We start from the raw sequence: 14304 nt of genomic DNA, 5'->3' as shown, positions 1-14304 counted from the left end.
AATCTTTGCAAAAGTGGGGAAATATGGGCTTGGGGCGGTTAAACGCCCCAAAATTTATATAGCTTATTTGACAGTAAAGCTTCGCTGAGCTAGGTCGTAGTCGTTTTGTCTTTCGTTATACATATTTTCAGTTGTGACCGCGCCAAGCGAGCATTTGCCGCCAAGTCTTACACGATAAGGTGTGTAAAGCACAGCCTCTCTCTTGTCACTATCTAATGCATAAAAACTTAAAACGCGATCATCTTTTATGCTCTGATATTCAAGCTCAATGCTATCTTTAAGGCTCTTACTAAAACCACTTAAATTTTCATTTATTGGCTCAAAGCAGCTGCTTACGATCTCGTTTATTGCACCATTTTTAACCATAGCTTTAGAATTTATCACTATTTTTGAATAGACAACATCATTTACTCTTAGGCTATTTAGATCGATCTCTTTTCCTTTTTCGTCCACAAATGTTCGGTAGATATCAAGCTCTTTTGGCTCTATTTTATGCTTAATCTCAAGCGGCACATAAGCGTAGCTTAAAATAGTGGCATATAGCTTGTTTTCACCAAGTGGTGTGATGGTAAAATTTCCATCTTTTGCTGTAAATGATACGCTTAAAAGGCCATCAAATTCTTTACTTTCGCCATTATAGCTAAGCTTAAATTTATTATTTTTCTCACCAACATCTTTGCCAAAATAGGTATTTAGCGCTCTAAGGGTAAAAGCGCGCTCCTGCGTTGAGCTAAGCTCATTTAAATTTGTGATCAAGAAATTTGCAAGATCATCTGAGTAGTCGTTTTTCTCAAAATATTTTGCGTGCAGATACAAGATAAATGCATTATCTCTCATCTTTGAGCCAAAGCTAGAATAATCCCTGCTGTAATCAGCCGCTTGAGCTTTTTTAATATCTTTTAGCGCCACCTTTGCTTCGTCATTTAAGCCGTTTAGCTTTAGAGCTGCTGCCATTAGATATTTATTAAGTGCAGTCGTATTGTAAGCCTTGTGGTCATAAATTTTATTTAGCACTGATTTATCAGCAACATTTGCGCGGGAGCTTACATAAATAGCATATAGGGCTTCAATATCTGTATTTGTATATTTTAAGAGCGAATTTAATGCTCTTTGCTTTACATTTTTATTTAGCTCATATCCAGCCTCTTCAAGATCAAGCAGCACATCAGTTGCATAGATCGAAGCAAATGCATTGGTACTACTTAGATCACTCCAGTAACCAAAGCTACCATCTGGTTTTTGCATCTTAATTAGCTCGCTCATTCCGCTTGTAATAAACCTCTTTTGATCATTTTTTTCAAGCTCATCTTTTGGCTTTAAATTTAAAAGTGCAAGCAGTCTTGAGCTCCTTTGCTCCGCACATCCGTAAGGATACTCGACTAAATTTTTAGAAGCTGCTAATAGCACGCTTGAGACCGAGCTTGACGCATCTATACTAACATTATGAAAGCCTTTTGGAAGAGAGATCGTGCTCTCTTTGTCAAAGACGCTACTTTTTGCATAGGTGCTAATCGTATAAGGATTAACTACATCAAGTAAATTTTGAGCTGTTTTTGAGCTGTTTTTGTCGCTTATTGTTATATTGTATTCGCCAGCTCCAGCTTCAAGAGCTGAAATTTTAAATGTAAAGGCTTTATTTTCAAGCGGCTTTAAATTCGCATTTTCTTTTGTTTTGATGCTTAAATTTTTACTGCTAGCCACTTTTATGGTTAAATTTTTATCCTCATTTGTTGTATTTATGAGCCTTAAGTTTGCATTTAGCTCATCGCCTTTTAACAGATAAACTAACGCACTTGGCTTAATAATCACATCATCTTTTACTAGAATTTCTTTATTTACCGCATTCATGCTGTTTTCATTATTTGCCACGACATCTACTCTAATGGCAGAGTTAAAGCCATTTGGTGTTTTAAACTCGTATGAAATTTCACCATTATCGTCAGCTTGAAGGCTTACTAAATTTGCATATGTTTTTACTTTTTTACTATCGACCGGGCTAGCATGTTTTGCCATTTTTGCCTCCATGGCAAGTGCTGCCATATCGCCACCAAAGCTTAAAGTCTTGCCCTCGACTTTATAGTTTGTGAGCATATTATAAATGTCATAGTCAAAAACGCCATCTGGTAAAATTTTGTCAAAAAATTTAAGTGGGTCGGCTGGCTTTTGTGACGTTATATCAAGCACACCAACATCTGTGATAAATAAATTCACATAAGCTTTTGGCTTTGTTTTTATTGAAATTTTTATATTTTCATCGCTTTTTGCAGTATTTGGTGCATCAAGACCTAGGTCAAGTATCCTTGATGACTTATCGGCCTTAGCATAGACCTTACCGTAAGTTCTAAACGGAGTTAATCCGCCATCTGTCATGCGGTAGATATTTGCACTCACGTAAAGTCCACTAAAATCAAAATCAAGTTTAAATTTAACATTTGCTGAGTTATTTTTTATCTTAACAACCTTGTAAGCTTTCACGCCACCATCTTCAAGTGTAACAAGGGCGATACCTTCTTTTATAGCTGAGCTTATATCAGCACTTAGTTCATCGCCTTTTTTGTAGATATTTTTATTTAGTTTGATTTGAGATTTGCTAAGCTCTTTTGTAGGTGCTAGAGTTGAGTAGTTGTAGCCACTTACGTCCATATCAAGGCTTGTGCTTGCTCCACTTACTAGATTTGTAGCGATGATCACATATGAGCCACTTTGTGTAAATTTGTAGCTAAACTCGCCATTGTCTTTATAAAAATTATCCACATCTTCTAGTGTTTGAAACCACTTTATATAGCCATTTGCATCTCTTTGGTATTGCCAAGTGACACGTTTTATATCAAATTTTAAATTTGATTTTACGGCCTTTTGACTTGACATATCTACTACAACCGTTCTTATTTTTACATCTTCGTTTGGCTCAGCAAATGTCGTGCTTGCTGCGATACCGACCATATCCTTGTAAGGATAGAGCGTAAAGCTTTTTGTATCGCTTACGTTTTTGCCATCATCATTTACATTAAAATTTATCACGCCTGTTATGATAGAAGAGGCATTTTTAGTGCTAAAGCTAAGATCTATCATTTGGCTTGATTTGCCATCTTTTGAAAGAGTGAGATCGTTTTCAAAAGATGGATAAGCGCTTGGTTTTAGCGTATTGTTTTTAAATTTATACTCTTTAAACTCGCTATTTTTATATTCATCATCAAAAAAGCTAACCTGCATGCTGCCATCAAGCTCGCTAGCAGCGCCACCAAAGAGATAGTTACTAGCTAGATTGGCTCTAATAAGCTCATTTGCGAAAAATTTATCCCTCTCAAGCGTTATCTCATTTTTTATCCTATTTGGCATAAAACTCTCAACAAAAAATGGCACATTTGAGATCACTTTGCTTGCGTAAATTACTTGCATATTAAATCTACCGCTTAGATCGCTTAGTATCTCTTTTTCAAAATTTACCATGCCAACGTCATTTGTATTTTTTGAAATTTCAGCGCTACTTTTGCCTTGTGGATCGAAAAATTTTATCTTTATAGGCATATTTTTTAAAGGATTAAAATCTCTATCCCTTAGATAGATTACACCCTTCAAGCTCTCATTTGGTCTTATGATATTTGAAGCAAAATGAACATACGCATCGATACTCTCACTGGCATTTTGGCTCATAAATTTCGCTTCATTTAGCGCTTCGTCTTCTTTTAAAATAAGAAAATTTTGCTCTTTTCCAAGAGAGACAACCACTGAGGAGATATCTTTGTAAATATCTTTTTTGTTAAATTTAAAAACGCCTATATCATTTGTCGCGCCAACTGCGATCTCTTCGTTTTTCTTGCCATAAATTTTCACATTTGCGTTTGGCAGCATTGTATTTTCGCCAAGACGGTTTGCAAATACAAAAATTTCATCCTTACCAAGCTTTGCATTTACGGCGATATCACTTAGATAGACTACTTTTGAGACACTCTTATCCTTGCCGTAGTTTAAATTTATCTTATAAACGCCGTCTCCAGCTCCAGCAAAGTCAAGTTTGATTTTATTTAGAGAAATTTCATTTAATGCGCCATCAAGTTTATAGCTTTTGCTTGCCACTTTTGTGCTGAAGTTGCTTAACTCTTCGTTATTGTCATTAAAATTTAAGAAATATCTAAAATTTTGATCGCTTAGCTTTTCAATGCTTACATTTAGCTCAGGTAAATTTGCACTTTTGATACCGATCTCACCGACGCTTGAGATATATGGTTCATTATTTATAAAATTTGCAAATGGAGTGAAATTGCCAGCTACTACTTCATAGCTACTTTCTTCTCTTACTACATTTCTATCATCGCCAAAACCGGGCTTAATGGTGATTTCATAACTATTTTGTGGCTTAAAATCGTCACTTGTAATATCAATGTAGTAATAATACTCGCTAAGCTCTGAGTTTTCTTCATAGTTTTCACTATATTTAACGTCACTGATGCTAAAGTTTTTTACACCTTTAATGTTTATAAATTTTTTTAAGTTAATGTCGTCATCAAGCCAATTTTTTAGATAAATTCTAAAGCCCAAGATGCCATTATCAAGGCTCACTGGATAAATTTCAGGTATCTCAAGACTCTTTGCATTATCATTTATATTTACGCTTTCTTCGCTTATTTCATCAGCAAAATTTACTACCGTTTCACCTGAAAGAGTTGCGCCAAATTTGCTCTCAAATTTTTCACCAAAATCAAAAACTGGATTGCTTAAATTTTTATCAAGATTAAGCTCAAAGCTATTGTTAGAAAGCTCAATTGCTTTAAATTTCGCATCTTTTACGGCAATATTTTTGATAGCTTCAATATTTACTTCATCATTAAATTTAAGTATATATTTACTATCGCTTATTTTTTCTATCTTTGTTAGCTCAAATTCTTTCGTGGCAAAACTAGCAGTGCTTCCATTTTCAAGCTTGCAGCTATAATCCAAACCAGCATGCATATCTTTTGTAAAAAGCAGCAAGCTTTGACTATTAAATCTAACCGTACCATTTAATGCTGGTTGGCACAAAAGTAGCTTTTTATCACTTAGCATACCAACAAAATTTTTATCGACTTTATCTTCTAGTCCAAACTCTACGCTTAGGGGCGATTTTATCTGCGCAGTGCCATTTAGGCTCAAAGCATATAAATTTGCCATTCCCAAAAGTGCTAGAAGCGCTACTTTTTGCCACATTTTATCTCCTTATTTTTATTGTTATTTCACTTTGATTTGAGTTTTGATCAAGGCATTTTATACTGTGCTCGCCAAGAGTTAGATCAAACTTTTTTTCGCTTGCATTTTCTATCTTAGAAAAGTTCAAATCATCTATTTTTAGGTAAATTTCATCGCCTAAAAACGCGTAGCATTTTACCATAACTTGTGTAATATTTTCATCTGTCACTATCTCTTCATTGTCATACGGATAGGCAAAAACTGGCTTTTTATCTTTAAAAATTTCAGCACAAGGACTTTTTTGTATCTCTTCTTTATCCAAAAGCTCATTCTTAACCAAAAAATCAAGCTCTTCACCTCTTAAACTTTCGCATTTATCTTTTAAATCTACACCCTTTATCCTATCATCAAGCGCCATTTTCTTACACTTTTCATAGTTAAAGGCATCGAGGCAGGTTGGTAGCTTTTCTATGCCATCTGGCTCACTCATAAATCTTAACTTCTCTTTTTGAGCGATTATCTTAAACATATCAAAAAGGCTCTTTGATACGTCATTTAGTCCTGTTAATTTATCAGTTTTACTGGCATTAAAATTTCCAATCCAAATAGCAATTGTGTAATTTTCATCAACGCCTATGGCATAAAGATCACGTGAGTTTGCGCTTGTGCCAGTTTTAAAAGCGATCTTTGGCGTATTTTGGGCGTACTGCCAAGCATTTTTTAGATATGATCTTGAGGCTTCGCCCATCATTTTAGCGGTTAAATAAGCACTTTGAGGCGAGATTAGAGTTACATTTTTCTCTTCATTTTTGTAGTTTTTTCCTGCAAACTCAAGTGGCCTATAAATGCCGTCATTTGCATAAATAGTATAAAGATGAGCAAGATCAAGCAGGCTCATTTCAGCACTTCCAAGCGTTATAGAAGCTCCATAATACTCCTTATTTTCATCTACTAAATTTACTTTTTCAAGTAGTTCGTAAAGCGAATTGTCTTTTAGTTTTAAGTTTAAATTTATAACCGGAATATTTAGACTAAAATTTAGGGCATCTTTCGCGCTTACGATACCTAAAAAATCATTACTAAAATTCTTTGGAGCATACTCTTTTATATAAATTTGCGTGTCAATTAACTGAGAATTTGGTGTGATAAGCCCGCTATCAAGGGCTAGCGAGTAGATAAAAGGCTTTAGCGTGCTGCCGGTGTTTCGCTTCATATTTAGAGCTGAGTTTTTACCGTCACGCGCATGCTCATCGTGCGAGCCGATGAAGGCAACAACACTCATTTTTTTATTGTCAATGACTACGGCTGCTGCGTTGTTTGCATTTTTAGCCTTTAGCGAAAACATCGTATCTTTTAAAATTTTAAGCATATCTTTTTGTAAATTTAGATCCAAGCTCGCCTTTGAAATTTGGTTTTTAAAAGCGACATTTGCATAATCTTCCGCAGTTACGATAGCTTTTGCTCTTACATTTTTAAATGGCTCAGCCTGCGCTCTTTTAAAAGCACTAAGATCTATTAGCTTTGCTTTGTAAAGCATCTTTATGACCCTGTTTTTTAGGGCGTTTATGTTTGAAACGCGGTCTAGTCTATTTTTGTTTGGATTTTTAGGGATCGTGCTTAAAAGTGCAGCCTGAGCGTAGCTTAGCTCATTTAGCTCCTTGCCAAAGTAAAAGAAACTTGCCGCCTTTGCACCCTCGATATTGCCACCATACGGTGCTAAATTTAGATAAAAATTTAAAATTTCTTCCTTACTAAAGTGAAGCTCAAGCTGAAATGCTCTAAAAATTTCTCTTATCTTATTTTTATAGCTCCTATCACTTGGCTCAAGCATCCTTGCTACTTGCATCGTGATAGTGCTGGCCCCTATGCGGTTGTCGCTTCTTAGATTGTGGAAAAATGCTCTAAAAATGGAGGCAAAATTTACGCCAAAATGGTAGTAAAAGTATCTATCCTCAAAGAGAACGACGCTTTGTTTTAGCGAGCTTGGAAAATTTTGCTCGTGAAATCTCCAAATTCCATCGCTGCTAAGCTTCATATTTATAATGTTTCCATTTTTGTCAAGCAAAATTTTGGCCTCGTCTTTTTTTAATGCATCTAAATTTAGTGGGTAAATTTGATCCAGTATCAAAAAAATAGCGACCATTAGAGCCAAAAATAGGGCAAGAAATTTTAGAAATTTAAGCTTTTTCATTTGCATGATTATAGCTGTTAAAGTTTAAGTAGCTATAATTAGGCCTTTTTAAAAAAGAGGAAAACATGCCCTTATCTAGGTTAAACAAAGAACAATACACCGCAGCAACTGCGCCATTTGGACACAATCTTATCATCGCCTCAGCTGGTACTGGCAAGACTAGCACCATCGTCGCACGCATAGCTCATCTTTTAAATTTAGGCGTTGCGCCAGAAAAAATTTTGCTGCTAACTTTCACTAATAAAGCGGCCAGCGAGATGATCGAGCGCTTAAATAGATATTTTGACAAGGCCATAACCTCTAAAATCACCGCAGGCACCTTCCACTCGGTCTCATTTTCACTTTTAAAAAGTCTTGATAAAGGCGTCACGCTAAAGCAACCAAGCGAGCTAAAGACGCTTTTAAAAAGTCTTGTTGAGAGACGAAAATTTTACCATTTAAGTGACGTCAAACCTTATGGCGGGGCTTATCTATATGATCTTTACTCGCTATTTCAAAACAGCGAGCAGGGCACTACATTTGGCAAATGGATAAGTGAGAAAAGTGAAGAGCAGGGCGTTTATGCCGAAATTTATGAAGATGTTTTAGAGGAATTTGAGGCTGAAAAGGCTAAATTTTCCTACGCTGACTTTAACGATCTGCTCATAAAAATGCGCGACGAGCTAAAAAAAGGGGCAAATTTAGCTTATGATGAAATTTTGATCGATGAGTATCAAGATACAAACACACTTCAAGGTAGCCTCATAGACGCATTTGCGACAAAGAGCCTCTTTTGCGTGGGCGATTTTGATCAAAGCATTTACGCATTTAACGGCGCAAATATCGAGATCATTGGCTCATTTAAAGATCGCTTCCCAAACGCAAATATCTATGCTTTAAATGTAAACTACCGCTCAAGCTCTAGCATACTTGCCCTTGCAAATAAGGTCATCAACAATAACCCAAGGCTTTATGAAAAGCACCTAACAGTTAGCCGCGAGGGAAATTTTAAGCCTCCAAGGTTGCTTGTCTATAACGAGCTTTTTGATCAGTATCAAAATATCGCCGACATCATCTCGCTTTCGCCATTTAATAGAGAAGATATCGCCATAATTTTTAGAAATAACTCATCAGCTGATGGCATCGAGGTTGCGCTAAAAGAGCGAGGTATTGGCTCGAAGCGAAAGGGTGGGGTGAGCTTCTTTGAGAGCCGCGAGATCAAAGCGCTCATCGACATCATGGGAATTTATGTCAATCCAAAAGATATAATGGCATTTATCCACATTTGCGAATACGCAAAGGGCGTTGGCAGCGCAGTTAGCAAAGAAATTTTTGACGCACTACTGAAGCTTGGGCATGGAAATTTGATAAAAGGCATCCTTGATCCAGACGAGAGCGTAAATATCTCATCAAATAAAAGGCGAAACTACCAGCTAGGCCTTTTTGACGATCTTGATGAATTTGCCGAAGTTTCAAGGTTTTCTAAGCTTGGCTTTAGCGATAAATTTCTAGGTCATCCGATACTAAAACTACAAAAGCTAAGCGAGAGCGGGGCGCAGTTTTTATATGAAATTTACAACTTTTTAAGAGCCATGAGAAATATCTCAAAGCCAGCTACAATGATAAATGAGATAAAAACTAGCAAAATTTACTCACTAATCGTCGAAAACATCAGCACAAAAAGGGCAACTCTAAAAAACGGCAATGTTGATCTAGCACTCAAAGAAGAGGTCAAAGAGCGTATAATGGCAAAGAGTGTGGTGCTAAGCGAGCTAGCTAAAAAGTATCAAGATATCAGTAAATTTTATAACTTCCTAGCCCTTGGAAGCAACGAGATGAGCGAAGGGCAGGGCGTTAGCTTACTTAGCGTGCATGCGAGCAAGGGGCTTGAGTTTGACCAAGTTTTTATCGTCGATCTCGCGCAAAACCGCTTTCCAAATTTAAAGCTAATGAGCATGGGCGGCAGCCTAGAAGAAGAGAGGCGGCTCTTTTACGTAGCGGTAACCAGAGCAAAAGACGAACTCTATCTAAGTTACGCAAAATACGACAAGATAAAGAAGATCAACTACCAACCGAGTAGGTTTTTGATAGAGGCTGGCATGGCAAAAGAGGAAGTTTAAAGAGAATTTTAATCTTATTAAGTAAAATTGACCAATTTTTTACAAAGAGAAGCAATGAAAAAATCTAAAATTTTAATAATCCTGCTTATTTTAGGCGTCGGTGGATATTTTATCTATGATAATTTTTTTAAGATAAAAGATGAAAAGGTGGAATTTATCACCAAAAAGGCAAAAAGGGGCTCATTTAGCAAAAAAGTCGATGCGACTGGAGAAATTTTCGCTACCGAGCTAGTTGATGTGGGTGCTCAGGTGAGTGGCCAGATAAAAAAACTCTACGTTAAGCTTGGAGATCAGGTCAAAAAAGGCGATATGATCGCAAGTATCGATAGCTCGACCCAGCAAAATAGCATAGATAATAAAGAGGCTCAGCTAGCCATCTACAAAGCTCAGCTTGAAAGTGCAAAAGTGGCTCTAAACATTGCAAAAACGCAGTTTGATAGAGAAAATGCACTTTTTGCCAAAAACGCCACTTCAAAACAAGAATTTGAAAGTGCAAAAAATACTTATAGCACAAATAGCGCCAAGATAAAGGAGCTTGAAGCTCAGATAAAACAGACAAATATTGAGCTAAGCACAGCTAAGATAAATTTAGGCTACACAAAGATCACCGCGCCAAGAGATGGCATAATAGTAAGCGTACAGGTCGAAGAGGGACAGACTGTAAATGCTAATCAAACTACGCCAACTATCGTAAAGATCGCAGATCTTAGCTATGTCAAGATGAAGATGCAAATAGCCGAGGGCGACATCACCAAGATTAAAGTCGGCACACCAGTTGAGTACTCGATCCTCTCTGAACCAACGAAAAAATTTCAAACGACGGTTAGCTCAATCGACCCTGGCTTAACGACATTAAGCGATGGTAGCTATGGTTCTAGCAGTAGTAGCAAATCCACAAGCTCAAGCACTTCAAGCAACTCAGCTGTTTATTATTATGCTCAAAGCATAGTTGAAAATAAAGATAAAATTTTAAGAATAGGCATGACAACACAAAATGAGCTTTTAATAGCAAATGTAAAGGACGCTATCATCGTACCAAGTATCGGCATCAAAAGAGATGAAAACGGTACTTTTGTCTATATTTTAAAAGACGGCAAAACGGTAAAAACAGCGGTCAAAACTGGCATAAAAGACAACCTCGATACGCAAATAATTAGTGGCGTAAACGAGGGTGATGAGATCATCACATCACAAGGCTCGGCAAGCGAAATAGCCAAGATGATCGAAAAAGAAAATAAGAAGTTTTAAGTGATAAGTCTAAAAAATATCACAAAAAGCTTTAAGCTTGGCGATAATGAGATAGAAATTCTTCATGGCATAAATTTAGAGATAAAAAAGGGCGAATTTATAGCTATCATCGGTCAGTCTGGCTCTGGTAAATCAACTCTGATGAACATCCTTGGCTGCTTAGACAGCCCAAGTGGCGGGCAGTACCTGCTAGATGGCAAAGATATATCAAAATTTGATAGCGACTCGCTTGCCAAGCTTAGACGAGATAAATTTGGCTTTATATTTCAAAGATACAACCTTCTTAGCACGATGAACGCCCTTGAAAATGTCGCACTTCCTAGCATTTACGCAGGGGCAAATAAGAGCGACCGAGAAAAAAGAGGAATGGAGATTTTAGACTCCCTTGGCCTTAGCGAAAAGGCTAAAAATTTACCAAATAAACTCTCAGGCGGACAGCAGCAAAGGGTATCCATAGCAAGGGCGCTGATGAATGGTGGCGAGATCATCTTGGCTGATGAGCCAACTGGCGCGCTTGATAGCAAAAGTGGGCTAAGAGTGATGGAAATTTTAGTTGATCTTTACAAAAAAGGCCACACCATCATCATCGTCACGCACGATCCAAAGATCGCCGAGTACGCGAGTCGTGTGATTGAAATAAAAGATGGCAACATCGTAAGCGACAATGTAAAAAATAGCGAAATTTACGAGGCCACAAAGCAGAGCCAGCCAGAAAAGAGCAAATTTACTTATTATAAAGATCAGCTAATTGAAAGCTTTAAAATGTCGGTAAGCGCGATGCTAGCTCACAAACTAAGATCGCTTTTAACCATGCTTGGCATTATCATTGGTATCACAGCGGTCATTAGCGTCGTGGCTCTTGGCAAAGGCTCGCAGGAGCAAATTTTAGCTGGTATCAGAAAGATCGGCACTAACACGATCGATATCATGCCAGGAAAAGGCTTTGGTGATATGCTCTCAGGTAGGGTAAAAACACTCTCTATAAGTGACGCAAATATGCTCTCAAAGCAGTCGTTTCTTGACTCAGTCACTCCAAACACAAGTACTTCAGGCGTACTAACATATGAAAATATCTCCTTAACAGCGACACTAAAAGGCGGTGGAGTAGGGAGCTTTGACGTAAATGGACTAAAGCTAGAAAAGGGAAGAATTTACGATGAAGACGAGGTTTTAAACTCAGATTCTGTCACACTAATAGATCAAAACACTAAAAATAGTATATTTAAAAACGAAGATCCGATCGGCAAGATTATTCTTTTTAATAAAAAGCCACTTCGCATTATAGGCGTTTTGCAAAAAGATGAGTTTAAAATCGGCGATGCTAGCTCACTTAAAATTTATGCTCCATACACGACTGTGATAAACAAGATAACGGGCGATAAATTTATTAGCTCAATAACCGTAAAAGTAAATGAAAGCGTAAATGCTCAAATCGCAGAAAAGAGCCTGACTGATCTTTTAACGATAAAACACGGCAAAAAAGACTTCTTTACTAGAAATTCTGATAGCATCAAGCAAACTATCGAAGAGACAATCTCAACCATGCGCCTTCTCATCTCAAGTATCGCCGTAGTTTCACTAGTAGTTGGTGGTATAGGCGTGATGAATATCATGCTAGTCTCAGTCACTGAGCGCACCAAAGAGATAGGCATTAAAATGGCGATCGGAGCTAGGCAGAGCAACATTTTACAGCAGTTTTTGATAGAGGCGGTATTGCTTTGCCTAATAGGCGGTGCTATTGGCATAGGATTTTCTTATGCTATTGGCTACATCTTTAACAACTTTTTAGATGGTTTTAGCATGATCTTTTCAAATGGCTCGATCGTGCTTGCGCTTGTTACGTCGATGGCTATTGGCATCATTTTTGGCTACATGCCAGCTAAAAATGCCTCAAAACTAAATCCAATAGATGCGCTTTCAAGGGAGTAATATGAAATTTCTAAGCTTAGCTTTAGTACTTGTTTTAAGCGGCTGCGCTGTTAAAAATATAGATGAAAACTACAAACAAATTTTACTTGAAGATAATGCCAGCAGGGAGCTAAATTTAAACACTTCTTGGTGGAAAGAGTATCACCAAAGCTACCTTGATGAGCTTGTAGAGCTAGCACTTAAAAACAACACCGACCTTGCAAAAGCAGCAATAAACGTAAATAAAGCACTCGCTCAAGCTGGCGTTTTGGAAGCAAATTTGATCCCAAGCTTTAACGCTGGCATCGAGGCTGGAAGTAGCAAAAATATAAAAGAGGGCGGTGCTTCTAGTAGAAGTTTTGGCTCAAGCATAGGGCTTAGCTACGAGATTGATCTTTGGCAAAAGCTAGCAAATAGCAAAGACGCAGCGATGTTTGAGGCAGAGGCTACTAAATTTGACCTAGAAGCTAGCAAGCTAAGTGTGATAAATTCTGTCTCAGATGCCTATTTTCAGATCTTATATCTAAACGAGAGCATAAAAACTTATGAGCAAATTTTAGAAATTTATAATGAGCTAAATAAGATAGTTGGGCTTAAATTTGAGCTTGGCAAAGAGGAGGCGCTAAGTCTAAAACATATAAACTCACAGCAACTAAACGCTCAAAATAAGATAGAAAGTGCCAAAAAAGAGCTTGTGACAGCTAAAAAAACTCTTAGAATTTTATTAAATGAGAGTCCAGAATTTGAGCTTAAATTTGAAGACCTCACGCTAAGTCCGGTAAAAAGAGTGGGTGTTGATCTAGAAGTGCCAACAAATGCCATAGCAAACCGGCCTGATCTAAGAGTGGCCATTTACCGCATAGAAGAGGGCATTTTAAACTATAAAGCTAGCCAAAAAGAGTTTTATCCAAGCATCACGCTAGGAGCCAGCCTCAAAAGCAGCGCCAACAAAAAAGAAGAAGTATTTAGCCTTAAATTTCTTAATGGAAACATCGCTTTAAATTTGCCATTTTTAAACTACCACAAACTAAAGTCAAATTTAAAGGTTAGCGAGGCAAATTTCGAGCTTGCAAAGCTAAACTACATAAGCACTCTAAATAGCGCTCTAAACGAAATAGACGCATTTTACAAAAGTTACCTAAACGACGAAGTGCTGCTTGTTAATTACCAAGAGCAGATAAAAAACTACGAGGAAATTTCAAAAATTTACGAGCTAAAATACTCCTACGGCAAGGTCGAGCTAAAGCAATTTTTAGAGGCTAAAAATAGCGAGCTAGAAGCCAAAATAGGGCTACTAAAAGCAAAATATACACTTTTACAAGATGAGTTAAATATCTACAAAGCCATGGCAGGTAAATTTAATAGGTAAATTATGGGCTTAGCTTGGAGTTATTAGACTAACGAGTGTAGCGCAGATCGTTATATGAGCATAAAACTAAAACAAGCAAAAAAGATAGGTTAGCTAAATTTTCTACCACAATCGCTTAAATTTTTAAACTACAACGAAATATGTTATTGTTGAAAATTATAAAATGCTAACTGATGGTGGACAAATGATTATACATCAAATTGAATGGATAAATGAAAAGGATACAAAAGATAAAAGGCAAAAGAAGCCGAGAAAGGAAGAGTTAAATTCAGAGAAAAGAAAAAATAAGAAAATGAAAAAAACAATGCGAAAATTATAGATGTAAA

The 14304-nt window shown here is 37.0% G+C and carries 6 protein-coding genes; 4 read left to right on the top strand and 2 right to left on the bottom strand.

Going from position 1 to position 14304, the window contains the following annotated elements; translation table 11 throughout:
• Window positions 1-63: 63 nt before the first annotated feature.
• Together CVS93_RS01775 and pbpC are read right to left on the bottom strand one after the other, a co-directional pair.
• On the bottom strand, window positions 64-5184 hold the full coding sequence (locus CVS93_RS01775) for an alpha-2-macroglobulin family protein (RefSeq protein WP_107686345.1): 5121 nt from the start codon (window positions 5182-5184) through the stop codon (window positions 64-66).
• A 1-nt stretch (window position 5185) separates the two neighbouring features.
• Window positions 5186-7354, bottom strand: a complete 2169-nt coding sequence (pbpC, locus tag CVS93_RS01770) for a penicillin-binding protein 1C (RefSeq protein ID WP_107686567.1) — start codon at window positions 7352-7354, stop codon at window positions 5186-5188.
• A gap of 65 nt (window positions 7355-7419) precedes the next feature.
• Here pbpC and CVS93_RS01765 point away from each other — a divergent pair, with 65 nt between their 5' ends.
• The 4 genes from CVS93_RS01765 to CVS93_RS01750 are packed head-to-tail and all read left to right on the top strand — an operon-like array spanning window position 7420 to window position 13978.
• Window positions 7420-9453 carry an ATP-dependent helicase gene (locus CVS93_RS01765; RefSeq protein WP_107686344.1) on the top strand — a complete coding sequence of 678 codons (2034 nt, stop codon included), beginning with the start codon at window positions 7420-7422 and terminating at the stop codon, window positions 9451-9453.
• Between the two features lie 54 nt (window positions 9454-9507).
• Window positions 9508-10701: an efflux RND transporter periplasmic adaptor subunit gene (locus CVS93_RS01760; RefSeq protein WP_107686343.1), complete on the top strand. Its 1194-nt coding sequence runs from the start codon at window positions 9508-9510 to the stop codon at window positions 10699-10701.
• Window positions 10702-12630, top strand: coding sequence for a MacB family efflux pump subunit (locus CVS93_RS01755; protein WP_107686342.1), 1929 nt, complete (start codon window positions 10702-10704; stop codon window positions 12628-12630).
• A gap of 1 nt (window position 12631) precedes the next feature.
• Window positions 12632-13978 carry a TolC family protein gene (locus CVS93_RS01750; RefSeq protein WP_107686341.1) on the top strand — a complete coding sequence of 449 codons (1347 nt, stop codon included), beginning with the start codon at window positions 12632-12634 and terminating at the stop codon, window positions 13976-13978.
• The last annotated feature ends 326 nt before the right edge of the window (window positions 13979-14304 follow it).

This window comes from Campylobacter concisus (assembly GCF_003048535.1).
Lineage (GTDB): Bacteria > Campylobacterota > Campylobacteria > Campylobacterales > Campylobacteraceae > Campylobacter_A > Campylobacter_A concisus_S.
Note: the sequence above shows the minus strand (reverse complement) of the source record. Positions and strands in the feature narration are given on the sequence as shown.

What these genes read in the sequence shown, in the direction of transcription:
- CVS93_RS01775 (WP_107686345.1), bottom strand. Translation starts at nt 5,184, where the DNA reads ATGTGGCAAAAAGTAGCGCTTCTAGCACTTTTGGGAATGGCAAATTTA.
- CVS93_RS01760 (WP_107686343.1), top strand. Translation starts at nt 9,508, where the DNA reads ATGAAAAAATCTAAAATTTTAATAATCCTGCTTATTTTAGGCGTCGGT.
- CVS93_RS01765 (WP_107686344.1), top strand. Translation starts at nt 7,420, where the DNA reads ATGCCCTTATCTAGGTTAAACAAAGAACAATACACCGCAGCAACTGCG.
- pbpC (WP_107686567.1), bottom strand. Translation starts at nt 7,354, where the DNA reads ATGAAAAAGCTTAAATTTCTAAAATTTCTTGCCCTATTTTTGGCTCTA.
- CVS93_RS01750 (WP_107686341.1), top strand. Translation starts at nt 12,632, where the DNA reads ATGAAATTTCTAAGCTTAGCTTTAGTACTTGTTTTAAGCGGCTGCGCT.